The sequence below is a fragment of the Sphingobacterium sp. E70 genome (assembly GCF_019285695.1).
Lineage (GTDB): Bacteria > Bacteroidota > Bacteroidia > Sphingobacteriales > Sphingobacteriaceae > Sphingobacterium > Sphingobacterium detergens.
In genome coordinates, this window is record NZ_CP079104.1 from 856,120 (window position 1) to 882,498 (window position 26,379).

At 38.7% G+C, this 26,379-nt stretch carries 31 protein-coding genes, 1 tRNA gene and 5 pseudogenes; 12 read left to right on the forward strand and 25 right to left on the reverse strand.

Features of this window, described 5'->3' with window-relative positions; translation table 11 throughout:
• Position 1 precedes the first annotated feature (1 nt).
• Positions 2-794: pseudogene (locus tag KUH03_RS06245) on the forward strand ((Fe-S)-binding protein).
• Between the two features lie 389 nt (positions 795-1,183).
• Here KUH03_RS06245 and KUH03_RS06250 read toward each other — a convergent pair.
• From KUH03_RS06250 to KUH03_RS06330, 16 genes and pseudogenes are all read right to left on the reverse strand, one after another.
• Positions 1,184-1,735, reverse strand: a complete 552-nt coding sequence (locus tag KUH03_RS06250; protein ID WP_373564786.1) for a class I SAM-dependent methyltransferase — start codon at positions 1,733-1,735, stop codon at positions 1,184-1,186.
• 145 nt (positions 1,736-1,880) lie between these two features.
• Positions 1,881-2,900 (reverse strand): ABC transporter substrate-binding protein, encoded by a 1,020-nt coding sequence (locus tag KUH03_RS06255; RefSeq protein ID WP_257092057.1) that lies wholly within the window; start codon positions 2,898-2,900, stop codon positions 1,881-1,883.
• Between the two features lie 6 nt (positions 2,901-2,906).
• Positions 2,907-4,313, reverse strand: coding sequence for a TonB-dependent siderophore receptor (locus tag KUH03_RS06260; RefSeq protein ID WP_257092058.1), 1,407 nt, complete (start codon positions 4,311-4,313; stop codon positions 2,907-2,909).
• 53 nt (positions 4,314-4,366) lie between these two features.
• On the reverse strand, positions 4,367-5,065 hold the full coding sequence (locus KUH03_RS06265; protein ID WP_257092059.1) for a TonB-dependent siderophore receptor: 699 nt from the start codon (positions 5,063-5,065) through the stop codon (positions 4,367-4,369).
• Between the two features lie 134 nt (positions 5,066-5,199).
• Entirely contained in the window at positions 5,200-5,790 is a 591-nt protein-coding gene (locus KUH03_RS06270; RefSeq protein WP_257092060.1) for a TIGR00730 family Rossman fold protein, read from the reverse strand.
• Between the two features lie 117 nt (positions 5,791-5,907).
• A complete protein-coding gene (locus KUH03_RS06275) occupies positions 5,908-6,168 on the reverse strand; it encodes an aldehyde dehydrogenase family protein (protein ID WP_257092061.1) in 261 nt (86 codons plus the stop codon).
• A gap of 200 nt (positions 6,169-6,368) precedes the next feature.
• Positions 6,369-7,207 (reverse strand): annotated as a pseudogene (locus KUH03_RS06285) (aldehyde dehydrogenase family protein).
• Positions 7,208-7,410: 203 nt separating this feature from the next.
• Entirely contained in the window at positions 7,411-8,133 is a 723-nt protein-coding gene (locus KUH03_RS06290) for a hypothetical protein (RefSeq protein WP_257092064.1), read from the reverse strand.
• Between the two features lie 191 nt (positions 8,134-8,324).
• Positions 8,325-8,903 carry a hypothetical protein gene (locus KUH03_RS06295; protein WP_257092065.1) on the reverse strand — a complete coding sequence of 193 codons (579 nt, stop codon included), beginning with the start codon at positions 8,901-8,903 and terminating at the stop codon, positions 8,325-8,327.
• Positions 8,900-9,598 carry a parallel beta-helix domain-containing protein gene (locus KUH03_RS06300; RefSeq protein WP_257092066.1) on the reverse strand — a complete coding sequence of 233 codons (699 nt, stop codon included), beginning with the start codon at positions 9,596-9,598 and terminating at the stop codon, positions 8,900-8,902. Before KUH03_RS06300 ends, KUH03_RS06295 begins: the two co-directional genes overlap by 4 nt.
• A gap of 11 nt (positions 9,599-9,609) precedes the next feature.
• The gene (locus tag KUH03_RS06305; RefSeq protein WP_257092067.1) at positions 9,610-9,795 is read right to left on the reverse strand and encodes a hypothetical protein; all 186 of its coding nucleotides are present in this window, start codon (positions 9,793-9,795) and stop codon (positions 9,610-9,612) included.
• Entirely contained in the window at positions 9,777-11,549 is a 1,773-nt protein-coding gene (locus tag KUH03_RS06310; RefSeq protein ID WP_257092068.1) for a hypothetical protein, read from the reverse strand. Before KUH03_RS06310 ends, KUH03_RS06305 begins: the two co-directional genes overlap by 19 nt.
• 71 nt (positions 11,550-11,620) lie before the next feature.
• The gene (locus KUH03_RS06315; protein WP_257092069.1) at positions 11,621-12,052 is read right to left on the reverse strand and encodes a Plug domain-containing protein; all 432 of its coding nucleotides are present in this window, start codon (positions 12,050-12,052) and stop codon (positions 11,621-11,623) included.
• A 44-nt stretch (positions 12,053-12,096) separates the two neighbouring features.
• On the reverse strand, positions 12,097-12,375 hold the full coding sequence (locus KUH03_RS06320) for a carboxypeptidase-like regulatory domain-containing protein (protein WP_257092070.1): 279 nt from the start codon (positions 12,373-12,375) through the stop codon (positions 12,097-12,099).
• Between the two features lie 105 nt (positions 12,376-12,480).
• Complete coding sequence (locus tag KUH03_RS06325; RefSeq protein ID WP_257092071.1) at positions 12,481-12,762, reverse strand: hypothetical protein; 282 nt, start codon at positions 12,760-12,762, stop codon at positions 12,481-12,483.
• The gene (locus KUH03_RS06330; protein ID WP_257092072.1) at positions 12,755-13,060 is read right to left on the reverse strand and encodes a TetR/AcrR family transcriptional regulator; all 306 of its coding nucleotides are present in this window, start codon (positions 13,058-13,060) and stop codon (positions 12,755-12,757) included. The genes KUH03_RS06325 and KUH03_RS06330 overlap by 8 nt, the downstream gene beginning before the upstream one ends.
• A 325-nt stretch (positions 13,061-13,385) precedes the next feature.
• Between KUH03_RS06330 and KUH03_RS06335 the strand changes: the two genes are divergently transcribed.
• The 3 genes from KUH03_RS06335 (at position 13,386) to KUH03_RS06345 (ending at position 14,508) form a co-directional block, all read left to right on the forward strand.
• Positions 13,386-13,856, forward strand: coding sequence for a DinB family protein (locus tag KUH03_RS06335; protein WP_257092073.1), 471 nt, complete (start codon positions 13,386-13,388; stop codon positions 13,854-13,856).
• Positions 13,857-14,059: 203 nt separating this feature from the next.
• Entirely contained in the window at positions 14,060-14,254 is a 195-nt protein-coding gene (locus tag KUH03_RS06340; RefSeq protein WP_257092074.1) for a hypothetical protein, read from the forward strand.
• A complete protein-coding gene (locus KUH03_RS06345) occupies positions 14,248-14,508 on the forward strand; it encodes a hypothetical protein (RefSeq protein ID WP_257092075.1) in 261 nt (86 codons plus the stop codon). The genes KUH03_RS06340 and KUH03_RS06345 overlap by 7 nt, the downstream gene beginning before the upstream one ends.
• Before the next feature lie 91 nt (positions 14,509-14,599).
• Here KUH03_RS06345 and KUH03_RS06350 read toward each other — a convergent pair.
• The 7 genes from KUH03_RS06350 to KUH03_RS45380 form a co-directional block, all read right to left on the reverse strand.
• A tRNA-OTHER gene (locus KUH03_RS06350) sits at positions 14,600-14,682 on the reverse strand.
• A 74-nt stretch (positions 14,683-14,756) separates the two neighbouring features.
• Positions 14,757-15,461, reverse strand: coding sequence for an exopolyphosphatase (locus KUH03_RS06355; RefSeq protein WP_306429474.1), 705 nt, complete (start codon positions 15,459-15,461; stop codon positions 14,757-14,759).
• A 566-nt stretch (positions 15,462-16,027) separates the two neighbouring features.
• Positions 16,028-16,573, reverse strand: a complete 546-nt coding sequence (locus KUH03_RS06360) for a hypothetical protein (protein ID WP_257092076.1) — start codon at positions 16,571-16,573, stop codon at positions 16,028-16,030.
• A 75-nt stretch (positions 16,574-16,648) separates the two neighbouring features.
• Entirely contained in the window at positions 16,649-17,119 is a 471-nt protein-coding gene (locus tag KUH03_RS45365) for a phosphoenolpyruvate carboxylase (protein WP_306429475.1), read from the reverse strand.
• Positions 17,116-18,501: a phosphoenolpyruvate carboxylase gene (locus tag KUH03_RS45370; RefSeq protein WP_306429476.1), complete on the reverse strand. Its 1,386-nt coding sequence runs from the start codon at positions 18,499-18,501 to the stop codon at positions 17,116-17,118. The genes KUH03_RS45365 and KUH03_RS45370 overlap by 4 nt, the downstream gene beginning before the upstream one ends.
• A complete protein-coding gene (locus KUH03_RS45375; protein ID WP_306429477.1) occupies positions 18,465-18,872 on the reverse strand; it encodes a phosphoenolpyruvate carboxylase in 408 nt (135 codons plus the stop codon). Before KUH03_RS45375 ends, KUH03_RS45370 begins: the two co-directional genes overlap by 37 nt.
• Positions 18,869-19,222: a hypothetical protein gene (locus KUH03_RS45380; protein ID WP_306429478.1), complete on the reverse strand. Its 354-nt coding sequence runs from the start codon at positions 19,220-19,222 to the stop codon at positions 18,869-18,871. The genes KUH03_RS45375 and KUH03_RS45380 overlap by 4 nt, the downstream gene beginning before the upstream one ends.
• Positions 19,223-19,480: 258 nt before the next feature.
• Between KUH03_RS45380 and KUH03_RS06370 the strand changes: the two genes are divergently transcribed.
• The 4 genes and pseudogenes from KUH03_RS06370 (at position 19,481) to KUH03_RS48215 (ending at position 22,686) form a co-directional block, all read left to right on the forward strand.
• Positions 19,481-19,633: a hypothetical protein gene (locus KUH03_RS06370; protein WP_257092077.1), complete on the forward strand. Its 153-nt coding sequence runs from the start codon at positions 19,481-19,483 to the stop codon at positions 19,631-19,633.
• Positions 19,634-19,680: 47 nt separating this feature from the next.
• Positions 19,681-21,330, forward strand: coding sequence for an FUSC family membrane protein (locus tag KUH03_RS06375; RefSeq protein ID WP_257092078.1), 1,650 nt, complete (start codon positions 19,681-19,683; stop codon positions 21,328-21,330).
• A gap of 20 nt (positions 21,331-21,350) precedes the next feature.
• Positions 21,351-21,671: a hypothetical protein gene (locus tag KUH03_RS06380; protein ID WP_257092079.1), complete on the forward strand. Its 321-nt coding sequence runs from the start codon at positions 21,351-21,353 to the stop codon at positions 21,669-21,671.
• Between the two features lie 31 nt (positions 21,672-21,702).
• Positions 21,703-22,686 (forward strand): annotated as a pseudogene (locus tag KUH03_RS48215) (YpdA family putative bacillithiol disulfide reductase).
• Here the strand turns inward: KUH03_RS48215 and KUH03_RS06395 are convergent.
• Complete coding sequence (locus KUH03_RS06395) at positions 22,683-23,228, reverse strand: TetR/AcrR family transcriptional regulator (protein ID WP_373564649.1); 546 nt, start codon at positions 23,226-23,228, stop codon at positions 22,683-22,685. The pseudogene KUH03_RS48215 and the gene KUH03_RS06395 overlap by 4 nt on opposite strands.
• 341 nt (positions 23,229-23,569) lie before the next feature.
• Here KUH03_RS06395 and KUH03_RS45385 point away from each other — a divergent pair, with 341 nt between their 5' ends.
• The 4 genes and pseudogenes from KUH03_RS45385 to KUH03_RS06410 all read left to right on the forward strand — a co-directional run bounded on the left by KUH03_RS45385 (position 23,570) and on the right by KUH03_RS06410 (position 25,461).
• Complete coding sequence (locus tag KUH03_RS45385; RefSeq protein WP_306429479.1) at positions 23,570-23,800, forward strand: FAD-binding protein; 231 nt, start codon at positions 23,570-23,572, stop codon at positions 23,798-23,800.
• Positions 23,801-24,124: 324 nt separating this feature from the next.
• Entirely contained in the window at positions 24,125-24,412 is a 288-nt protein-coding gene (locus KUH03_RS45390) for a hypothetical protein (protein WP_306429480.1), read from the forward strand.
• Between the two features lie 260 nt (positions 24,413-24,672).
• Positions 24,673-25,183, forward strand: a pseudogene (locus KUH03_RS06405) (RNA polymerase sigma factor).
• 32 nt (positions 25,184-25,215) lie between these two features.
• Positions 25,216-25,461 (forward strand): cytochrome b5 domain-containing protein, encoded by a 246-nt coding sequence (locus tag KUH03_RS06410; protein ID WP_257092081.1) that lies wholly within the window; start codon positions 25,216-25,218, stop codon positions 25,459-25,461.
• A 6-nt stretch (positions 25,462-25,467) separates the two neighbouring features.
• On the opposite strand, the pseudogene KUH03_RS06415 reads toward KUH03_RS06410, so the two are convergent.
• Positions 25,468-26,378, reverse strand: a pseudogene (locus KUH03_RS06415) (PfkB family carbohydrate kinase).
• Between the last annotated feature and the right edge of the window lies 1 nt (position 26,379).

Consider the following 26,379-nt stretch of genomic DNA (forward strand, 5'->3'; position numbering starts at 1 on the left):
GATGGAAAATGAATTAAAAGTTCCAACAGTCGCAGAGCTGTTAGCTAAGGGAGAGATTCCCGATATATTATTTTGGGTGGGTTGTGCTGGTAGTTTTGATGAGCGTGCTCAAAAAATAACACGAGACATATGTCGGATTCTCCAGCATGTAGGGCTTAATTATGCGATTCTTGGAACAGAAGAAAGCTGCACCGGTGATCCCGCAAAAGAAGTGGAAACGAATTTTTATTTCAAATGCAAGCCATGATGAATATCGAAGTATTGAATGGCTATGAAATCAAAAAGATTGTAACCGCATGTCCACACTGTTTTAATACGCTTAAAAATGAATACCCTGCCTTAGGTGGTAACTACGAAGTCATTCATCATACCCAATTGATCCAGGATCTCATCGATAATGGTAAATTAAAACCGGCTGACAATAATATATTTAAGGGTAAGAAAATAACCTATCATGACCCTTGCTATCTGGGGCGAGCAAATGAAGTCTATGAAGCACCTCGAAAAGTGCTTGAAAGTCTAGATGCGCAACTTGTTGAATTGAAGCGTTGCAGAAGCAATGGTTTATGTTGTGGTGCTGGTGGTGGCCAAATGTTTAAAGAACCCGAACAAGGCAAAAAGATATTAATATTGAACGTATTGAAGAGGTAATTGCAATACAACCTCATGTTGTTGCCGCTGCTTGTCCTTTCTGTATGACGATGTTAAAGGACGGTGTCAAAATAAAGGAGAAAGAGTCCGAAATAGAAGTGCTCGACATTGCTGAAATAACAGCCCGTGCAAATAAACTTTAAAAGTTTCGATTCAAATCACGAAATAAAATAAGAAAGGCTCGATCTTCCGATCGAGCCTCTTTGTTAAAAGGGGAACGGACACCCTTTCAACGCCGGGGAAACTAACCGCCATAGATACCTTACCGGTTAAAATAAAGATACCTATGAAACGGTTAGTGACGGGGTAAAATATATTACCCCATCAGTCAAACCAACGATTAACCATTTCAAAAGTAGAGTTCATTTTCCAAGTAGATATTGATAATTTCCTAGAAAATGTTGATCAAATCCTAACTATTGAAAAAAAAACAAATACTTTAACCACAATGAGGCTGCAATTCTAAAATTTTGCAACCTCATAGGCAGTTTTTTAATAAAGAAAAATAAGATAATCAGGATAATCTGGAAGGCTAGCACATTGGCTTTACGCCACTCAACATAAATAATCCACCTTCTTCCTCAGGTTTCGAATAGATTTTATTGTGAACTTCATTATCAGTTTTTAAATCAATAAAGCCCACCTTATCCAATAGATATAAATCTCTTTCTGGTCGGCTATGTTTACTTATATCCAAGTTGGATTTGATGGCATTTGCCTCTTCCATAATTTCTTTAGGATATCTTTCATGCCCCTCTTGACTGAAAACTGTCGCTCCGAAATCGCCATCAAAATTTATAAACATTCCTCCTGGCTTCAATACCCGAAATATTTCACTATAACATTTAAATAAATCTGGAATAGTCCAAGTCATAAGACGTGTAAAAACAAGATCAAATTGATCATCATCAAATGCCAAATTTTGAGCATCCATTACATGATAATCCACTGTTAGATTTAATGCATCAGAAACCTGTTTTGCTTCATTTATCATGTTTGGTGAGAGATCAATAGCGGTCACCGCAAAGCCTGCCTTGGTCATAATATTACCAAAGTATCCTGAAGCAGTCCCTATCTCCAAAATACTCTTTCCCCCAACTTTGGGTCAAGCAATATTTCTCCAAAGAAATTCAACCAATTTGCCGTTTCTGGTTGGGACCAGGCCTCCTCTTTCTCTTCACGCCAAATCTTACTCTGCTTGTCCCAATACGATGTAATCCTGTTAATTATCATAATAAATCTATAATTTTATCAGCTTTTTGCTTTCCATAAAGATGGGTAATAATTTCTTCAACCTGCCCCTTCTGATCTAATTGCTTATCCCCATACGCCCAATGATGTATTGCCGTTGCTGTACAAAGCGCTTTCAAGGTATGTGGGTTGTAGGCAAACATTGGCAACAGATTAAAAATCTGCTTCTCCTTTATCGCAGGAATATCCGCAAACTCCTTTCGTTTATAAAATAATTGTGGACTATCGTTCCACATGACAATCATATCAGGGTTCCAACCGATCAATGTTTCCGCGTTAATATTCGGCTGATCCAACTCAAAAGGACAGACATTTTCGACGCCGGCCATTTCCAGGCAAGCGTGCATCATACTCTTCGTACCTGTTGTCGAAAAAATACGACCATAGGCCCAAGTAAAATATACCCGTCGTTTCTTTGTAATCGTATCAGAAGTTTTTTTGATTAGTTCCTCTTTCTGCTTTACATAGGAAATCAACTCCATACCCCTTTCTGTACTCGCTGTAAGTGTTGCAATATCCTCCACTGTTTTAAACACCTCTGCTTTCAATTCGGCTTTCGTTGCATACACCTTCATTCCAGCATTTCGTAAACCCTCTATCAGATCCGCCTGACCAGCATGTACAATTACTAAATCTGGACTGAGTCCGACAATCTGTTCAACGCTTCCCTGATTATTTGTCCCTACTACCGGTAATTTCCGTTCCAAGATTCTTGCGTCCATTTTCGAAAAGATGGGAAATAGTTCATCACTGGAATAAACATCATTAAATAGCCCGACAATTTTATGCTCTGCCTGCAGCATATATAGCGCGTCCAATCCAGGTTCGTATAAGCATACGATACGTTCCGCGGGTTTCTCTAGCGCAATAAGATGCCCTTGCGCATCGGTGACCTCTACAGCCGCTCCATTCGCTTTTTCTTTTTGATTTTCGCCACTACAGCCTATCCAAATAGGAAATAGGATCACTATCAACTTTTTTATAAAATTTATTTTCATCGTTTTTTACAGATTTATTCCCAATGAGAGCCTTGCATGTATAGGTGCCATTTGTACCCAATAGTACATATTTCCGCTACCATTACGCCAAGCTGTAGAATACATTTTTTCGTTCAAGAGATTATTGACGATTAGATTAATACGGTACTTATCGTTGCTCCATCCTGCTCCGGCATCCAATCGAAAGATATCTTTGAGAGCGACAGGATTTGTTGATGTAAAACGCTCAGCTCGACCAACGAGCCATTGATATCCCAAGGATACTGTTAAACCTTTTACACGTTCGATAGGCAATAGATAATTCAACCAAGTATTGTGAATATGTTTTACCCGATTGGGTGTGGCCAGCCCAATATTTTCGGGTTTCATTTCATCCGCAGAGATTTTAGAATCTGTGTAAGCATAGTTAATCACCGCATTCAGGCCTTTTGTCAGTCTTCCCTTGAGGTCAAACTCAACTCCTCTTGATTTACTTTCCCCAGTCTGATAGATCAGATTGGATACTGGGTCAGGTGTGATCAAACGATTTCTTTCGATATGATAGACAGAAACACTTGTATTCCATTTTCCCTCCATCCAGTCACGTTTAATCCCTAATTCATAGTTTACTCCTTTTAATGGTTTTAACGCTGTACCATCCACGGAAATTCCTGCTTGTGGCAAATAACTCTGGTCATGTAAGAAATAGAGTGAAGTATTTCGATCCAATGCATAATTGACTCCCAATCGTGGGGTTAAAACAACATCTTCTGAATTACTCTTTGCACCATAGTCATTTGTTTTGCCATTCGATGCAGTGACACGTAAACCGAGAGAAATCCGTAGTTTTTCATCCAGAAAAAGTAATTCATCCATTGCATAAGCCGAAACGTAGAAAAGTCGTCGGTGTATTTTACTTCCCTCGGACGTAAAATCATTTTGCGAAGCAAAATCGCCGCCTATACCTGTATTAAGTATTGTTTCCGAGTACTGTGGATTCGTAATGGACAGCGGATAGACGGTTGTCGCGGTGCCCCATGTATCCCAACTTCGGGATGATTTATTATTGATATCAATTCCAGTGATGATACGGTGGCCAACATTTCCAGTTTTAAAATATCCATTCAGATAAGCCTGCGTAGAAAAGATACCGTATTTATTCGAATCGTAAACTAGATTTCTATCCAAAATGTCCTTATTCTCGGCATTCGCACCATTCACCCAAAACAACGTACCATTATAGCCACTACGGATATACGCCAATTTTGTTGTCAATTGCCAATCACTCTTAAATTTATGTTGAAATGTCAGAAATGCATTATGGTCGTTACCTACAAAAGGTCGTATACTAGGGTCAGTAATGGTAAAATCTTTCGGGAGTGTACCATAACCGTAGGGGGACATCTGTGCTTCACTGAGAAGAAGATAGTTCAATTGTTGATAGATGTATTCAGCTGTTATCGAAGTGCGATCGCTAAATTGATATTTTAATGAGGCGCAAACAACAATCTATTATTTTGATCATGTTTGAGAAACCCGTTACCACGCATACCCATGACATTTAAACGGTATTGGACTTTATTGCTTTTATCCAGTTGCCCATCCAAATCTACGGCGGCACGCAACAAACCAAAACTTCCGGTTAGCAAATCGAAACTCCTTTTGGTTTCTCCAGTTGGTTTTTTTGTAATGATATTATAGGAACCGGATGGGTCACTAATGCCATTCATAAAACCACTGGGCCCCTTTACAAATTCCACACGCTCAATAATCGCCAAATCATCTGCTATTGGCCCCTTACCCAATGGGCGCATATCCACGCCATTGCGTTGTGCACTGATATAGCCTCCACGCGAATATATATCAGGGGATATACCATTGTGTAGTTCCTCTCTAAAAGTGCCACTTACGTTGCGGGTAGCACTCTCATTTAGGTTCAATACTGCCTGATCCCGAAAAATCTCGTTATTAATGACCTGAATATGTTGTGGTGCTTTCAATAAAGATGTTTCTAAGCGCAATGCTTCAGACAATTGTTTGGGATTATACCGCTTGTAATATTTAGAGGTGATTTCTATTTCATCAATTTTTAACAACTTTAAGGTGTCAGATGAAATAGTCTGTGCATTAAGACAAAAAGGAGCAGCAATTAATAAAGGTGTAACAAGGCCTTGGAATTGTAACATAATTAGATAAAGAATTTTTGTTACAAAAATCCAAAAACAACATTAAAACTCAATAAGAACAATCTTAATAAACCATAAGCGTAATATTAAGATTGTCTTAGAAATTAAGTAGCTACTAAATTATTGAGGTCTTCTCAGACCTCATTTTTGTTAATCCATTTTGTTACTTCTGGTGCCACATAGTTGTCCATCTTATCTAATAGCTCTTCAATTGAATCACTTATCAACAGCATTTCTCTATTCTCCTGTTTTAAAAGTCCCTCAACAACCATATGATCCATAAATTTGATCAAATGATCATAAAACCCATTAATATTTAATATCCCCACTGGCTTACGATGGAGACCGAGTTGTCCCCAGGTAGTCATTTCAAAAAGTTCCTCAAGCGTTCCGAATCCTCCTGGCAAAGCTATTATTCCTTCGGCATGATCATTCATGATTCGTTTACGATCATGCATACTATCCACTGTAATTAATTTTGTTACGCCGCGATGTTCTCTTTCTTTTGAGTTTAGAAAGTGGGGAATTACGCCAACGACCTCACCGCCTTTTTCTAAAACGGCATTTGCAACCACCCCCATTAATCCTGCACGGCCACCTCCGTACACCAACTGAACGTTTCGCTGCGCAAACGTATAACCTACATATTTTGCCTGATCTTCATATATGCTGGAGTTGCCTAAACTAGAAGCACAAAACACAACAATGCTTTTGATTTTATTCATATACAAGTATAAAAAATTAAGCTACCTAAATCCATTTTTTTAGCAATTTAAATATTATTTTTTTCTCTGTATATGGTGGATAGATCAATGTAGAAAGTGCATATCTAGATTGACGCATCACAGCGCGTTCATGTGAAAATGCCTTGAAGCCAAAAAAACCATGGCAACTTCCTGGCCACTACCGTTAACACCACCAAACGGTAAATGAGGATTGGAAACATGGATAAGTACATCATTGATACAAACGCCGCCCGATGCTACTTGCTGTACAACCTGTTGAATATGATGTTTGTTTTCGCTAAATACGTACAATGCAAGAGGCTTTTCACTTCGATTTACGATAGCAATTGCTTCTTCCAATTTCCCATACGTTATCACCGGAAGAATAGGTCCAAAGATTTCCTCCCATGATCGTATTATCCAATGAAACATCTAATAACAATGTCGGACTCAAGGTTAAATCCTCAGACAGTACACCTCCTTCAACTAATCGGGCTCCCCTTGAACCGACTTATTGATCAAAGCAATAAGACGATCAGCATGCCTCTGGTTGATAATTTTCGCGTAGACATTCGGATCTATTTTACCATCCTTCGAAAAAACATCTTTTTCACCGCATTTAAATAATGTCCCACAAATTCGTCACGTCGCTTTTCCGGAATAAGAACATAATCTGGAGCTATACAAGTCTGACCAGCATTGATCAATTTTCCCCAAGCTACTTTATTTGCTGCCTTTTCAAAGTGGGTGGTTTCATCCAATATAACCGGAGACTTCCTCCGAGCTCCAAGGTTACTGAACTCAAATGATCGGAAGCAGCCTTCATAATATGTTTACCAACGATAGAACTTCCTGTAAAGAAAATATGATCAAAAGGAAGTTTCAAAAGAGTTTCCGCTGTAGATTTTTCACCCGTTATGCAAACAACTTCTTTCACATCAAATGATTCGGATATCATCTTCTGAATCACTGCTGCTGTGTATGGACTATGTTCAGAGGGTTTTAGTACGATGCAATTGCCAGCAGCAATCGCAGATACCAAGGGGCTCATCGTAAGCTGAAAGGGGTAATTCCAGGGCGATATAATCAGAACCACTCCTTTGGGTTGATAGACGATCGAGCTTTTTGCCAGCAAGTTTGTCACCGATCTCCCTACGCGTTTGGGTAGCATCCATTTTTGCAAATGGCGAATAGCAAAATCGATTTCACCATAGATAAAGAGCACCTCACTTATTGCGGCCTCATTTCTTGATTTACGCAAATCTTTCGCCAACGCTTCATAAATTAAATCCTCGTTACTTTCAATCGCACGACGCAATTTACGCAGCTTTTTTATCCGTTGCTGGGCATCACTCTGTCGTAATTCGATTTGAAAGAGTTGCTGTTGCTGAAATATTGAATCTATTTGCTCAATCATACTGTTCTAATTAATATAAATTGAAAGGTGATGATATTTTTATTTTTTCTTGGGCATATTATCTATCCATTGCCGGATCAAATCCACACCTTCCTTATGGATAATACTTCGGGCCAATTCGGGCATTGCCGTACCCGGCTCGGTACTATTCATTCGATAAAGCAAGATAGAATGCTTTGAATCTCCAGGTATTATATCAAAGTTTAAGCCACCTGCCCCTCCTCCGGCAGATACAGGTGCTTTATCCACACCCAGATGTGCCGGTTCGTTCTCTTCATAATTGAGAAATAACCCTGTATTAAATGCGTCACCACCTTTCGTATGACAGTGTGCACAATTGACGTCCAAATAAGCTCTGGCACGTTCTTCAATACTGTATTTTCTCTATCGGTCCATACGGGCAGTTGTGAAATATTCTTTAAGTCGGGCATATTTTTCAACAATCCCAGCGAACTCCAACGGGTCAATTGGTTGACAGAATCGCCTGTACGCACAAAATTCAGATTGCGCGCTTTAGGACCTATTGGCATTAGTTTCGATGCATTATTATGACAACGTTTACAATCATTGGTATTCGGCACCATATAATTTGTTGTATGTTTATTACCAGAGTTATCGACCAACGTGATTGCCAGTTTCGATCCTCTAATATGCTTAACTGCATCTGTTTGCTCCGTATTCCAAAGGTAATTCATGACTTTCCAATTATGATCTATTGGATCTTTAACCAACAAACGGGTTTCAATGACGACCTTTTGTCCCTGAACATTGATATAGGAGAAATTTTTAACAATTATGGTTGAATCAGGAAAATCCAAAGGTCCCTGTGCAGTATATTCAATTGATTTTCCCCGTGGAAGAACAATAAAACGATCTTTAACCATATAGTCAGAAAACAGAGGTGTACTTAGCTCGTACGGAAGCACCCCTCTTGCGGCATTAGACTACTTAGCTTTCCCTTGAAAAAACCCATAATCAGATAGTTTTTCTTTAAATACGAAAGATGTATTGGTTTGTTCTGATTTATTCTTTCCCTGTCGGCAGCTTTGTTGCAAAGTCAAGGAGAATACAGTCAAAACGATGATAACAGCAATGGTCAATTTTATATTTCTCACAGTTATTTACATTGAAATGGTTTCACATTACTTGATGGTTTCCATTTATCTGCTTGCCCCGCATGTTTAAAATCTGCCGAAACAAACATATTTTCACCGGGCTGGTCAATACAAATAGAATCTGGATTTAAGGAAGTACCATTGGTCATAATGTTGCTGGTGATTCCATCGTACAGGATCGCAGGGATTCTTTTCACCGAACGATTGGGTTCAACGGCATTCAGCTGTGCTTCAGTAGCAATAATTAACTGGCCAATACGATGTTCATAAGCCGGTTGTGGGAACTTGTCTTCCATCTTTATGGTGTTGCCATGGATCTTAATATGAGTCGGTATTGGCGAGTAATTGGCATTGATACGTTCAGCAGCTTTTTCATCTACAGCAAAACCAGAAGCTATAGTAATCGCCGAAGTATTATTTTTTTCAATCGTATTATCATATATTTCGATATTTGAGGTGGAAAGGATAATAATTCCACTTCCGGGAGAGGCGTTTCCTACGCCCCAAAAAGTTCCAAAACTTCCTCCTTTCGCAAAATTCTTGAAATTGTTATCATAGATCTTGTTACGATAGGCTTTCACATGACCACCTCGCTGCGATAGATCAGGTAGATCAAAATCAAAAAACCTGCTGTATTGCCATAAAACTCATTGTCATATACCTCAGCATCTGTTGTATTTTCAATTTCACAGCCAGCTACATTTTTGGATGCCTTACAATTTTTCACCACTACGCCCTTGGTCTGCCCTACATAGATACCGGCATCAGAAGCGCCCTCGGCATAGCAATTCTCAATCAACACATTCTTACAGAGTACAGGATAAATTCCATATCCACCGCTGGTGGAATCAGCCGAACTCCATATACTGTGAAGATCTGCAATAATGATGTCCTGACTGTTGTTTATCTTCAATAAATCACCTTTTGAATCCCGGATCGTCATATTTCCGATGGTTAGTCCTTTGACATCAGTGATACGAATCCCCTCTCCTCCCTGTGTCTGCCCCGAAAAATCCACAATTGTTTTATCATGCCCGTCGCCGTCGATTTTAATATGATTTACCTGGGCGATACTCAGGTTTTCAAAACGATATTTACCTGCTTTCAAGTGTATATTGGTACTATCTTTAATCGACAGAAAAGCCTCTTCAATCGCTTCCTCCTGCCCCGGACCAAAAGTCAACACATTATAATCTGTGCCTTGTTGATTCTTACAGCTCCAAAAGACGAGTCCGATGAACACCATTATGAGCCTGTTTTTTACATGTCTTTTCATGATTTATCTTTTTATGATTTATTTTGGTTAAAAATATTATAGGCATAGGTGACATAATACACCGCACCAATACGAGGGTTGGCTATACCAGTAGAATAATATTTGTTCGTAATATTTGTACCACCGATACGAATGCCAGAACGCGCTTTAATAAGCTTATAGCTCACCTGTGCATCAATTACAGTTGAGCTAGGCACCTGCCCCGCCGCAAGCCCCCAGACACAACATAATAATAACCGGGTTTATAACGAAGTGATGTACTAAACGACCAGACTTGTTTTTTACCAAAACCACTATTTCCAAATTCAAAGTTAAAGTGATAATTAGGTGTATTAAAGTTATTGATCTGGCTATTGTTTTTATTTTTAAGATAGTCCGAGTAATAGTTTGCCTTGGTCATAAAATTCTTGCCCAGATCTACGCTTACACTTGCAGCATAGCCGTATGTATTTACTGTTTCTCCACCATTAAAAGCGACATTATATTGAACATAAGTAGCATGATCCTTAAAAGCGTTGACATCGTCAGTACCCGGTGTATTGGCTACATTGGCATAACCGATAAAATTCTTCCATGTTGAAAAATAACCAAGGACATCAACCATGACACGCTTACCAAACATCGCTGCGTATCCTAACTCAAAAGCATTGACTGACTGCGGTTTGATATCATCAAACTTAAATTGCTGAAGTACTTTCGGATCATTTGTCGACTGAAATTTTTGTACACTTTCTAATGTATAGGGTGGATAGCGGTCAAATTGATAGTTATCAATCAATAATAGTGAGGATCCACCGGATGAAAAACTATTATAACCATTCAATGTATTTTGAAGAGCCTGAATATTAGAAGGGAAACTATATGCATTCTGATAAGAGAAACGCAAATAATTCTGTCTTTGCATATCATAGACCAATGATGCACGTGACGTAAGCCGTGGTTGAGCAAATAATGTATTTTTATCATATCGAAAAGAAGTCGCGATATTCAACCGTTCGTCCATGACTCTCTTTGCCATTTGAAGATAAGCGCTGTATTCATTGACATGAATCGGTTTATCCTTATCTGGGAAAAGTGTATTTTTAGAATTGAGACTATACAGGCGCCAATTGACACCCGCTATGACCTGCATAAATTTAATATGATCTGAGAAATTATATTGCGCTTCAGCATTATATAACTTACTACGGTCAAGAAATAATGTCCCACCTTCTGAAATTGGCGTATTGCTAATGCTATCTTTAAGTCTATTGAATATTGCGCTACCAAGTTCCGCCCGGCCCTGGTCAGCTAAAGTACGTCCTTGGAGATGAGCATCTGTAAGCGATGTGCCAGTAGCAAGTGCATTAAGAAGACCAGCTGTATACTCCGGATACCAGCCTCCTACATTACCATCGTAACTTGTTTTCCAGGACTCATTGATGTATTGGGCCGTCGGTCCGGCGACGAGTGTTTTACCTGAATTTTCCTGAGTCGTATAAGCCCGTACAAACCATTTGTCACTTCGTACCTCCAAACGATATTGGCCAACTTTAAATCCTTTTAACTGATAACGGGTATCATTGGTATACACTATATTTCCAGTGCCAAAAGTCGCCGAAGCAATCGCTTCGATATCCGGTGAAATCTTATAGCGAAATTCACCATTTACCTTAAAAAGCCTGGCCCTATTATCGAGATAGCCATACTCAGCATAGCCTGTCCGGGAAACATAATTTGAATGAGTAAGCAGGGGTTCAACAATTGGCGCCAAATCTGGATTTCCAGCAAGTGCAGCTTCCAGGAAAGGGTTGATATCGACCGAAGTTGCCCCTCCGTACATATTGACACCATTATAATTTGGATCCGTTAGCGCTGTACCCAAGCCATTTTTATTCGTTTCATCATTAGCTACCCAATCTTTTGCCTGGGTATATTGACCATTGACCTTAAAAGCAATCTTATTACTCAATTGTTTAGCATAGCGAATTGTCCAATCATAATAGGGCGATGCGGGAACAGGATCATTGTTCTTTTTCGCGTTTACATGATTGACTCCTGCGTCACCAATACACTTAATCCCTGATATTTGAATGGATTTTTCCCAGTTGCGATCATGGTTCCGTTGAGCCCACGGGAGCCATATAAGGCAGAAGAAGCACCTGATAAAAGCTCAATATTATCGACATCAAGTTGGGTCAAACCAATAACTGAGCCCAGCGGAAAATTCAATCCCGGGGCTTGATTGTCCATACCATCAACAATCTGTGTAAAATTTGTATTCCCGCTTGTATTGAACCCGCGTGTCGTTACACTGGTGAAACCGATACTGGACACCGTAACATCGACTCCTCGCAGGCCCTGAAGCATGTCCATATAACTTATTTGAGCAGAATTACGGATATCTTTGTTACTGATCTGCTCGATGGTCACAGGGGAAGACAATTTGGTCTGAACTGTTCGGCTAGCGGACACAACCACCTCCTGCCCCAGTATCGGCGAAACATTAAGCGGAATTTCTAAGGGGAAGCTGCGCTCTCGACAAGAACCTCACGGGGTTCAAAGCCGATCGCCGAAATAGAAAGGATTAGGGGCAAAGGCAGATTCGTTTTCAATTGAAAACGACCTCGATCATCCGAAAAGGTACCTTCCTTACTGTCTTTTATACGTATGGAGATTGCATAGGCGGCCTCCCCGGTCAGGCTATTACTAACACGCCCGTTTATCGTCTGTTGCGCAAACAAAGAAAATGGAGCGCAGATGCAGAGAATCTGGATTAATAAGGTAATTTTTTTCATAGTTTATATTGGTTAGCGTATAATATTCGCTTCAATGCCTCACTTTACCCCATCCATGATTCCCTGAAACAGGTCATCATCCCTGTTTTCTGATCCCCTTGAAAATCAAGGAAACCAAAAATTTAGTATCCGAAGACTTTGCGCATAGTCGATCTCGACTTGCTTCTTTAGGATCGCTTGTTGCTCTGTACTATGTTTTAATGCATTCGCAAAATTGATTAGTACAGAAGCAGTATTTTCTGGATCTTCCATATCCAGCTGCTCCCGATCAATGGCCTGCACCAAAAGTTTTGTCAGAAAATCTTTTTCCTGCACCATCATCGCATCATATAGTTCAAAAAAACGAGGCAAAATCTTATCAAGCGATTCTACCGACACTCTATTCATATTGAGCACATTCGTGTAATAGTTCAATCGCGATTCTAAATAGAACCCGATCTGATTCTCCACGCCTTTTTTTCTTTAAGGTACTCTGTTGCAATGTATTTATAAAAGACTCACCCTCACGGATCGCAACTTCTATAAAAATATCTTCCTTGTTCTTATAATAATAGTAAAGCGAAGTTTTATTCAATCCTACGGCTTTCGCAATATCGTCCAATGTCGTCTTCTCCAAACCATATCGCTCAAAACACTCCATTGCGGCCTGACCAATCCGCTCCTTAACCTGTTCCTTTTTGTTCATCTGAATTAAAGTTAGTTATATATTTTCAATTTTCAAACATTTTAATAAAATGTTTGAAAATTGAAAATATATAAAATGAATACTGTTATTTAGCAATCTCAAACAGCAAGTTGATATTCAATGCATATACCAACCAGCATATTCCTGCTACAGGTTAAATTTAACATTTCGCAGGTAGTTTTAGATTCGCTATTTCAAAAAACGTAATTTTTAATTACACGCTGCTCAAGATGTTATTTTCTTGCCTTATGAAAAGAATAAAAAAACAAAAATGTATTATAATTGTAATGAGAAAGTGACATTTAACAATTTAAAAAATATAAATATGAACCAGATTATGAACATGATAGCGATTACGGGTCTCAGCGCAGTACTCCTTTCGTCAACCCCAGTACCTCAGCAAGGTGTAGGTCATAACAACTACAACGAAGCAATCGAGCAAGCCCCACTTACAAAAGGAATAGAAGGTACTGATTCCTTATTGCAATACTTCGACCAGACAACCAAAGAACTCGAAAAACAAGTCTCAGGTCTTAGTGAAGCTCAGCTACAATTTAAGGCAGCCCCAGACAAATGGTCAATCAGCCAATGCCTGGAACACATTATACTCTCTGAACGTATGATTTTTGATATGGCAAAAGCGTCGTTGACAAAAGCTCCCCAACCAGAAAGAAAAAGTGAGGTTCAGATGACTGACGACAATCTAAAAACGACAATTACTGATCGAAGTCATAAGTTTCAGGCCCCAAAGAACTTCAACCGACCGGTATATACAAAGACTCAAAAACAGCTTTAGCTGATTTTCGTACCGCAAGACAACCGGTCATTGATTACATAAAAAAGCAGATGCTAAAGACCTCCGCAACCATATCAACGATTATCCGACAGGCGTCGTAGATGGTTACCAAGGCTTGATGTTTATAGCGGCACATTGTGCCCGACATACCAAACAGATTGAAGAAGTAAAAGCAGATCCTAACTTTCCAAAACAATAAGATCATGAAAAAAATGAATTATCAGGTCACGATCGATTCCCCTGTTGATCATGTATTTAAGACAATGCTCGATAAAGAAACGTACAAAAGTGGACAGCCGCCTTTAACCCAACTTCTGACTTTGAGGGTAGCTGGAAAAAGGGTGCCAAGATTTATTTTACAGGCATCAATAAAGATGGTGAAAAAGAAGGTATGGTAGCGGAGATAGCCGAAAATATTCCAAATAAATACATATCTATTCGTCACTACGGTATATTGGACAAAGGTAAAGAGATTACCGAAGGACCTGCTGTCGAAGGCTGGGCAGGTTCATTGGAGAATTATACTTTTACGGATCTTGATGGTAAAACATTATTAAAGGTTGATGTGGACACCAATGAAGAGTATATTGAATATTTTGACGAATCGTGGCCAAAAGCTTTACAAATTCTCAAAGAAATCAGTGAAGGATAAGATTTTAAAGAGTCTACTCATTCATAATAAAAAGACTATATAGTCAATAAAAAAAGCCAAATCTTAATTTAAAGATTTGGCTTTTTTTAAGTGCCCAGGAGCAGATTCGAACTGCCACGCCCATACGAGCGCCACCCCTCAAGATGGTGCGTCTACCAATTTCGCCACCTGGGCTCACATTCGCCTTTGGTATCACAAAAATAAAGATTTTTCCTTCTTTTGCAAGGTGAAAAATGCTTTTTAATACTTTATTTCACTAAATTCCTATTGATCAAGGTTCTAATTACACCATCGACCAAACCTACACGGGGAACAATGATTTGTTTTAGACGACCGTACTTCATAATCGTCAGAAAAATCTCACTAGCAGGGATAATTACATCCGCTCTATCTTCATTGAGACCCAGTAAAATAATACGTTCCTTTAAAGAGAAAGACGATAAATGTTCATACACCGCTTTCAATTTTGCGTAAGACAATGGCTTATCCAATTTCTCATTGGACAACCGGGCCAATTTATTGATGTTACCACCAGTTCCTATCCCGATGACCTGTTTATACATATGTGTGTTGCTTCGGACCCACTCTTTGAGCTCATCCCAGGTTTCTGCTTTATCCTGATTATCCAGAATACGTATTGTCCCTAAATTAAAGGATCTTGAATTCACCAGTACACCATTCGCAAATAAAGACAATTCGGTGCTACCACCACCTACATCGATATAAAGATATACCTTGTCTTTTTCCATCTTATTATCCCAATGGCTGTTGTAGATAATTTCAGCCTCCTTCGCTCCTTCTATAATATCGATATTGATTCCGTTTTTCTTGACTTCCGCAACAATATCAGCACCATTTTTAGCATCACGCATCGCAGAGGTTGCACAAGCCATATAGTCTTCCACATGATAAACATCCATCAATTCGCGAAATGCCTTCATCGTTTTTATCAAGCTCTCCGCCTTTCTGGGAGAAATTTCCTGTTGAATGAATGCATCATCGCCCAGGCGTAAAGGAACCCGTAAAAGCGTATTTTTTTAAAATTGTATTGATCCTTTTGGCCAATGATATCAGCGATCAAAAGACGGACCGCATTGGAGCCTATGTCTATAGCAGCGTATCTCACGTTATATTGTTTCTTATCTATTATTTGATTAAATCATGCTAAAATAACCACAGTTATTAATAACTGTATTATAGTAATGTTAAGTTATTATTAATTTAACAACTCAACAAATTATTTCTCTTTTTGACTCCCTATTTTTATGAAAAACCGTACCTACTTCATCCCAAAAATAAAACCTATTTTGAATGACAGCGTTTAAAATGGCGTTCAGAAATATCTTGTAAAATCCCAATATAAACACCCAGCAGTATGGTTTTATCCTCTCCTCACCTGTCTTATTTACTACTGTTATAGACCATTCAATTACCTATATAGAATAACAAGTAAACAACAGCATAAAAAAGGAATATTCAGCTAACCGAATATTCCTTTTCTTCCGATATAAGTTGCTATTTAGTGGTGAGCGTGGCCTTCCACTTTTCCACCAGCCAATTTATAGATTTCTTCAACTTTTTTCAAAGATTCCTCAGAAACATGAATAACCCTATGATTGGTGTTGTGTTCTTCACGGGTTAATCTGCTATTGATCTCACCTTGTTTTTCAAGAACCAATGCTAAAAAAGCTTTATCATTGAATGCAGCAGTACTATCTGATCCGATCGAAGCCGGAGTTTGAAACGCAGGCACACCACGTTGTGCATCACCTACATGTAACTCTTTTGCCAAACCATCCAACTCAGGCAATACGGTCGCATAAGCTTCTTTAATTTTAGCCGCAACATTCTTAACTTCTGTTGAAGTTGATTGTTTTGCTGCTACATCAGCAAGGTTTACCAAATAGTTACCTTCCTCACCAACGAATTTAATCATTGCAAAAGCATCACCATCTGCTAGAGATGCATTGGCATATTGACGCTGTCTATTTGCAGCTGTTTCACCACAAGATGCAAATACAGTACTCGCACAAGCAGCTACAATAAATAACTTATTAATCTTCATATCAATTTTGTTAACTATACAAAAGTAGATAAAATATACTTTCTGCGAAACCCTATCCGCGAAAAGAAACAAAAATTACGCAACATTCCTTCCCGCATTGATGACACCGAATATTGTCCGTGCGATCAACTTTGAATAATCCTCCCGTTGTGCTTCATCCAGTTTATCCGAATTGAGTGCACGAATTGCATAATGTTGAATCACCAACAAAGGCAATACGATACCTTCTCGCGCCAAAATTGACTCACGGTCTACAGGATAGTTCTCCATCAATTTAGATGTCCCACTGAGCTTTAACAGATACTCTTTGGTAATCTGGTATTCCGCATGAAGATTTTTCCAAAATTCACCATACACCTTATCTTCCTTCATGTAAGCTGTGATATCAAAATTAGATTTGGTCATAGACATCATACAGTTGTCGATCAAGGTCTGGAAGAATCCCGAAGAAACATACAATTGTTGTACATCTTTCCATAGATTATTCTTCTCGGCCCATTGTAAAGCTGTCCCAACCCCGTAAAACCCAGGGATATTTTGCTTCAATTGACTCCACGAAGTAACGAAACTGATCGCACGTAGATCTTCGAGGCGTAATTCCGTCCTGAATTTCTTTTTACAGGTCGGCTTGAAATATTGATGGATGAAAGTGCTTTCAACGGAGACATCGTTTCCAGATAAGGCAGGAATAACTTATTGGTACGAAGATCCATAAATTTATGATGGCTCAGTTCGGCCAATTTATCAATAATTTCTTGCTGATGTTTGGTCAGCGTGTCACCTACCCGTTGTTTTAAATCAGAGATAATACCCGCATGTAGGAGCTGTTCTATATTAAATCGGGCCGTATCCAAGGAGCCATATTGGCTACTGATCGTCTGTCCCTGTATCGTTAATTGAATATGATCATTGGCAATTTCCTTACCCATGGAAGCATAAAAGCGTTGTGTTTTACCTCCTCCACGTGCCGGAGGTCCACCACGTCCATCAAAAAAGACAAGATCAACATCGTATTCGCGGGAAATAGCTGTCAACTCTATTTTTGCTCTATAGATTGACCAGTTTGCCATTAGGTAACCTCCATCTTTTGTACTATCCGAATAGCCTAGCATAATGGTCTGCTTGTTTCCTCTGCGTTTCAGATGCGCCTTATATTCTTTATTGCTATAGAGCGTTTTCATAACATCGGCAGCTCTGGTCAGATCATCCACTGTTTCAAATAGAGGTACGAAATCTATTGTTAATGCATCTTTCTTCCAACCAGACCACAAAAACAACTGACGCAATCCCAAAATATCACTTGCTTGCTGACAATTACTAATGATAAAACGTTGTGCAGCACGCTCAGAACCCGACCGTTGGATTTCCTTGAGCAATTTAATCACACCAGAAGTATCTTTGGTCAATGGATCCGCATCATCACCGACACTTAAATCCAGCTCCTTAAACTTCAACGCTTTCTGTTTATCAGCTTCATTCAGTTCCAAGTAATTTAATGGAACACCAGTAGCTTCCTGATTTTGTTGAATCAAATAATCTGTTGCATCACGTAGTATACGGCTATCTTGTCTGATATCTAAAGTCGTGAAAAAACAACCAAATGTCATTACTTTACGAAGCAAATCATCAACAATCTCAACAAAGAGACCATTGTGATATTCTTCCAATACGTTTTTGATCGCCTTTAAATTCGTAATGATATTGTCGGTTTCATCTTCTGGATGTTCGACAGGGTTAAAGCTATTTTCGTAAAACAAGGTCTGTAAGTTCTCCATATATTCCTCGACTCCCCTGAATGTAATGCGACGTCTTACAATACGGAAATCGCGGTAATAACATCTAAACAAAATCGTACGCAATAAAGCGGCGACTTTCTTGGTACTTTCAACGCTTACATTCGGATTTCCATCACGGTCTCCCCTGGCCAAAAGCCCAATTCAATAAGCTGTTTTACCTCTTCAGTATCAACATCCAATTCATCATCAATAAAAGACTGGATCTCCGAGGCTACCTTGTAAAATACATTTTCCAAAAACCAAGCTAAACTTGCTGCCTCGTCTACCGGTGTCGGCTTATTTTTATTGATAAATGGTGTTTTACCTAACTGCTGTAACAATAAATGTATACTATGGATATCATTGGTCTTTATTGCATCGATCAGATCATTAATAATCCCCAATACCGGTCCAGGATAAAATTGAGTGGGGTGAGCGGTAAGTACCAGACGAACGGAGAAATCTTTTAATTTGGAAACGATTTTTCGTCGCATATCACCATTCCCTTCAGCGTTCTTGATCAATGCCCTAAGACATTTTCATCATCACCACGGCCGACCATTTGAAATGACGAATCCTCTATCGCATCAAACAATACAACCTGACGTTCTATATATTGGACAAAACGAAACAGTAAGTCTATGCGTTGTTCTTCCGAAGAAAACTCTTCATGCTGATCGAAAAAACTCTTTATAATCTCATCTGGAGTCAAATGTTGATCAACACCCTTCTCGCACTGCTTTGCAAAAAATGGCAATAAAGTACCTGTATCTTTAACACGTTGAAATGGTAATGTTAAAAACAAACTTTTGAAAAGTTCAAAGCGTGTCAATACCTCGTCCTGAAAGACGGCCTCATTTTTACTTTGCTTCATATTTAAATCTTTGAAAAATGGTCAAGAGAGTTTAGGTGACTCTTGAGTTTTTGTAATATATCTGAAATTACCCTATGCGCCAAATATAGCAATATTATATTTAAACAAATAAAAAAATATAAATTAATCAAAAAAACATTAAAATATTATAAAGATATTAATGAAATTTAGTAATTTTTCGTTTTTAGTATATTATCACAGCAAATAGAGAAACCACAGGCTAATATAGCCTTATCTCGTATATTTGTGCTATACATTATGAAACAGACACAAGAAATAAAAAGTTTTTTCTACAGTCAATATTTTGCAGATGGGCTCCGGATCACCATTGGATGCATTGTGCCTGTCCTCATCTTCGCTACCATCGGCCAGTTTACCAATGGGACCATTGTATCTTTGGGGCTCTTTTAGTTGGACTATCCGACACGCCAGGGGCTCCGAGTCATAGACGCAAAGGTATGATTGCAGGAGCAATACTGACCACTTTGACATTTATCCTCACCAATCTTGTCAATCAAAATGTATATCTCCTCGCCATTTTTATCGGAATCGCCTGTTTTATATTTGCGATGTTTGCGGTATTCAATGGTCGGGCAGCCAATGTAGGCTTGATGTGTATACTGATGATGCTGATCCACGTACAGATACATTACCCTCTTGACCAAGCGATTAACTACCTCGGTTTCTACACACTTGGCGGGCTTTGGTATATTGCAATCAGCCTCTCCATCACACAGGTACGTCCCTATCGATTAGCCGAACAGGAACTTGCAGAAACCATTCGTTATGTGGCAGATTATATTCGGCTAAAAGCAAACTTTTATGATGCCAAGATCGACAATGATAAAAATTACCTTAAACTGATTGACAAACAAGTCGAAGTAAATCAGCATCAGGAAAACGTTAGAGATCTGCTGTTTCAAAGTAAACGATCTATTAAGGATACAACAAAAGTAGGCCGCTACCTTACACTGATCTTTAATGATATTGTTGATCTGTTTGAGCAAAGTATGGCTGCACACTACGACTATAATACAATTAGTGAACGCTTTGGTCCAACAGGCATTCTAGATGATTTTAAAAACGTTATTTTAAAATACACAAACGAGCTCGACAATTTAGCCTACCAGCTCAACACGAATATTCAGCCCAAGCCGCTGTATGATTTCGATGCAGACCTCACACGTCTTCATGCGAAGATTGATCAACTCGACAAAGAAAATCAATACAGTACCTTTGCTCTTCGTAAAGTTCTGATCAATTTACGTGACCTGGTCCGCCGTATAAAAAATATCTACGGCTATTCACACCTGCAACCCGACGATATTAAAAGGAAAGAAATTGATGACGCCAAACGTTTTGTCCAAAGCTCTGCCATTGATCTGAAGAAATTTCGTGAAAACCTTACCTTAAAATCAACAATCTTTAGACATGCTTGTCGTATGGCAATCGTTATGTCAGTCACGTATTATGTTTTTGAGACAACCAATATCACCAATAATGTCTATTGGATATTACTGACAATCATGGTTATCCTGAAACCAGGCTTTGGTCTTACAAAAGAGCGAAATATACAACGTCTTATCGGAACCACCATCGGCGGGCTAATCGGCGCCGTCATCCTATTGACGATACATGATCCAACGATACTATTCGTGCTGCTGGTCTTTTTCTTCCTGACAGCCTATAGCCTATTTAGAGTCAATTATGTTGTCGCTGTCCTATTTATGACTCCTTACGTATTAATCATGCTCAGCTTTGTAAGCTCGAACACCTTGGAAGTAACCAAAGAACGCATTTTGGACACATTCATCGGAGGTATGATTGCTTTCCTATCCAGTTATATTGTTTTTCCAAATTGGGAGAGTATGCAGGTGAAGGAATCTATGCGAAAGCTTTTGATCGCCAATTACAATTATATCTTCCAGGCATTAAAAGAAATTGCAGGACAGGCCCCTTCGATTACTGACTATAAATTAGCAAGAAAAGCCGTTTATGTCGAAACCGCGAATATGGGATCTACCTTTCAACGTATGCTGACTGAGCCTAAAAAAGACAGAAATACAGCAAGGAGGTCAATAAATTTGTCATATTCAATCATATTCTAGCTTCGTTTTCTGTTACACTGATGAATCACTTGGATGAAATGGATAACAATTACCTCAACAAAGACCATGTCAGAACCATAAGAAAAATATTAAACAGCTTGGATCAATCTATTCAATTACTGTATTCACAAGATTCCAGTGCAGTATTTTCACCGATGGAAATAGAGATATCCAATCATCGTTTTGACAACAGTGACATCAATTCCGCTGATGGGAAGCTCCTGGAAGAGCAATTGGAGTTCCTGTATAAAATTGCACAGGACTTAAATAAAATTGTTCAGGATCTCCATGACAAAAGCGCTGCCGAACAAGCAGCAGAATTATCTAAGTTAGCAAGCTAGTTTATTCTAAAAATTAGCGAAATTTACATTTATGAGCGAAAACACAACAGCCCCCTATGACATCATTATCGTTGGCGGAGGACCTATCGGCCTTGCCTGTGCCTTGGAAGCAAAACAGGCCAATCTCAACTACCTCATTTTGGAAAAAGGATGTTTAGTCAATTCGCTCTATAACTATCCCCAAAATATGACCTTTTTTTCTTCCTCTGAGCGGCTGGAGATTGGGGATATCCCTTTTGTGACAACTAATCCAAAGCCCCGAAGAACGGAAGCCTTAGAATATTACAGACGCATTCAACAGAAATTTGAATTGGATACTCACCTGTTTGAAGAAGTACTGGATATCAAGAAAACGAGACCGAAAACTTTTATGTCACAACAAGCAAACGTAGTTACACAACAAGAAAAGTTATCATTGCTACTGGCTTTTATGACATCCCCATGCTACTCAATATTCCTGGGGAAGAACTGAACAAGGTGAGACACTACTATGATGATCCACATTACTACAGTGGTCAAAAGGTGATTGTCGTAGGAGCAAGCAATTCATCCATAGATGCTGCTTTGGAAACATTTCGCAAAGGAGCAAAGGTTACCTTAGTGATTCGGAGTAATGAAATCAGCCCAAGGGTAAAATATTGGGTCAAACCGGACATTGAGAATAGAATTGCCGCTGGGGAAATCGATGTACTTTACAACAGTGAATTAACAGCGATAACCGAAACGAGCGCCACAATTCAAACATCGACAGGCATCATTGAGATCGAAAATGATTTTGTACTTGCGCTGACTGGATATCGGCCAAATTTTGATTTTTAAGGAAGGTAGGAATTGATATCCCAAACCAGCCCCCTGTATCCCACATCACAACGAACAGACAATGGAAACCAATATTAAAGGCCTATACTTGGCAGGTGTAGTATGTGGAGGTTTAAATACCCATCTTTGGTTTATTGAAAATTCACGTATCCACGCTAAGCAGATCATCGCACATATACAGTCAATGTCGATTTAACTACGTTGATAACGCAATCCATTCAAGAAGATTTTCATCATTTTCTTTTGCAAACTGAGAATATGATCAAATTCTTCTTTGGTTGGAAACAGCATATTTTTCATATCTTTCAATATCCCCATACGCATGCCAAATAACGAATACAATAAAATACGAGCCGTCTCGTTCAGATCATCCACCCGAATCTCCCCAGCATCTATGCCGATCTTAAGAATTTTTTCAATGATTTCAACCTCACGTAGATAAGATTCTTTGAATACCTGCTCCAATTCATCCGGAAGCTCTTTAACCATTTTCATGGTATATTCAAATAAATTATAGTATTGATTGATTGCCTTGACACGCATATCAATAGAGTACATCATGATTTCTTCAAAGTTGCCACCTTTGTCGATAACCTCCTCGATCTCTTCAATCATTTTATCGATAACATACTCAAAAACAGCAGAATACAAACTGTTTTTATCGGGAAAATAATAATAAAGCAGCGCTTTTGAAAAATTAAGATCTTTAGCTATCTCCGACATTGTGGTTTTAGCCATTCCAAAGTGTGCAAAGCGCCTTGTTGCAGCTTCTAGAATTTTGATCCTTTTACATCTGCATTACCCATTAAACTTATATTTTTATCGTTAAATAAACGGTTTATACTATCTTTACCGATTATCATGCTAAAGATAGCTGATTTTTTTGAATTTCTGAAAATTAAAGTCAATATGGAATTAAACATTCAATCGAATATATCTTTGAAACCTTTCAATACATTTGGAATAGAGGAAAAGACAAATTTCTTAATCGAAGTGAATGATAATGAAACACTGACCGAAATTTTTAAACAAGGAATTTTCAAAGAAAACTTTTTGTTCTTGGTGCCGGTAGCAATGTCTTGTTCACTAAACCCTTTGAAGGATACATTATCCGAATGGCTAGCAAGGGTATACAATCAAAAATAGAATCAGATCATGTATATGTTACAGCAAAAGCTGGGGAGGTTTGGAATGACTTTGTTTGGTATTGTATCGAGCATAATTACGCAGGAATAGAGAATATGGCCCTTATTCCGGGTACCGTCGGCGCATCCCCGTACAGAATATTGGTGCCTATGGCACTGAATTAATGTATGTTTTTCACGAGTGTGAGGCGTTTGACACCACACTGGGTACATTCAAAACGTTCAAAAAAGAGGACTGCAATTTCTCCTATCGAGATAGTATTTTTAAGACTGAACACAAAGGACGTTTTATTATTACAGAAGTGACCTACAAACTTAGTCTTACCCTAATATTAATACAAGCTATGGTGCTATCGAAACAGAGCTAATTAAAGAAAATATAGCCCACCCCACTATTGCCGATATTGCTACTGTTGTATCAAAAATTAGAGTAGAAAAATTACCGGATCCAAGCACTGTTGGCAACGCGGGAAGCTTTTTAAAAACCCGGTGATCTCCGTAGACAACTTTGAAAGATTAACTGCTTTGTACCCAACAATCCCGCATTATCCAATGCCCGATCAGCAAACAAAACTAGCAGCTGGTTGGTTAATAGAACAGTGTGGTTGGAAAGGAAAAGAATATGGTCAAGCTGGTGTCTGGAAAAATCAAGCGCTTGTACTAATAAATAGACAAAACGCTAGTGGTCAGGAAATCTATGACCTTTCCGTCCGGATTATTAAAGATGTACAGGACAAATTTGGAATTATACTCGAACGGGAAGTTAATTTATTGTAAAGATTCAAAAAAAAACATTTGTGCATATTTGAAACTCAAAACAAAATAATATAGCCCCACTTCGCCTCAACATCATTTAAAACTCATCCTATTTACTCAGGGTTAAAATACGCACACGATTGCACTTCTTAAAATAATCTTAAAATTACATTAAGAAATCCATTCCTTTCGATTTTGGCGCATTATTTGCCTCATACTTAATGAACCGTATTTTATAAACTTACTGTTTCTTAAAAAGAACAGTTATAATTCATTAAGCTATGACAAAGAATGAATTTGACACCATGGTTATTGAGCAATCAGACTCATTAAAACTCTACGCCAGAAATTTTACCAGCGACTATGAGGATGCTAACGACCTCGTACAGGATACTATCCTTAAAGCTGTAACCTACTTCAAAAATTTCAAAGAAGGGACTAACCTAAAAGGATGGCTTTATACCATCATGAAAAAATACGTTTATAAACAACTATAGACGGATCGTAAAAACCAATTCCTTCATCACAAAAGATGAAGACATCTCCAATTCCAACCTATTGATATCCGCTTCAAGTAACCAGGGAGAAAGTAAGTTCGTGATGGAGGATATTCATGAAGCGCTATCCAATCTTTCAGAAGAATACTACATCCCCTTTTCGCTTTATTTCGAAGGATTTAAATACCATGAGATATCAGAGCATTTAAACATCCCTATTGGTACTGTAAAGACGAGGATACATGTTGCCCGGAAATTAATGAAACGATCACTATCAGCTTATAAAGTAGCTTAGTTTTTTCTATCTTCGCCTTCTGATAGATCGTGATGACAAAAGAAGGATTACCCGAATATAGCAAGAGTCAACTCGCATTGCGAAATGGTCAGGATAAGCTCCAGATCTGGATTGCTTACAACGGCTATATTTATGATGTTAGTGACAGTAGACTTTGGAAAAATGGTATGCACTATGAGCATTGGGCGGGCCAAGATCTAACTGAGGAGCTTAAAGACGCTCCTCATTCAGACAGTGTATTTTCAAAATTTCAGGTTGTCGGAATCCTGAAGAGTTAATAAAATCTATAGATTAAATTGAGACAATGCTACAAAAGCATTGAGACGTTTCTGTATATCTTCCTCGGTAAGACCCACGAGACGATCTGTACCAAACTTTTCTACGCAAAGAAGCCAGTGCTGATCCAAAGATCAGTGCATTCTTCATATTGGTAAAATTTATGCTCTTTACTTTGGCTAAATAACCAATAAATCCACCGGCAAATGAGTCTCCTGCACCTGTCGGATCAAATACATCCGCTAAAGGCAAAGCTGGAGCAGAAAAAATCTGATTCTCGCCAAAAAGCAATGCGCCATGCTCACCTTTTTTATAATCAAATATTTTGGTCCCATAGCCAAAATAACTTTTGCAGCTTTAACCAATGAATATTCACCTGATAGCTGTCTAGCCTCAGCATCATTGATCGTCAAGACATCCACCTTTTGGAGAACTTTCTTTAAATCATCCAGAGCAACATTCATCCAATAATTCATCGTATCCAGCACAACGAGTTTTGGTTTCCTTTTCAGGCGGGCCAAGGTTGTTAACTGTACTTGTGGAGTTAGATTGCCTAACAAAAGATATTCGCAATCTTGATAGCTATCAGGAATAATTGGGTCGAAATCCGCCAATACATTTAAGTCCGTTGCTAGCGTATCCCGACTATTCATATCATTGTGATATCTTCCAGACCACGAAAACGTTTGTCCCCTGGAACAATCTGAACACCCGATACATCGATGCCACGCTCCTTTATAACAGCAAGATTACGGCTTCCAAAATCTTCTCCAATAACACTGACCAATTTGATTTGATCACATAAATAGGATGCCGCTAAACTCGCAAAAGTACCGGCACCACCTAGAATTTTGTCAGTTTTACCGAACGGTGTTTCAATTGTATCGAAAGCCACCGTACCAATAATTACTAAACTCATA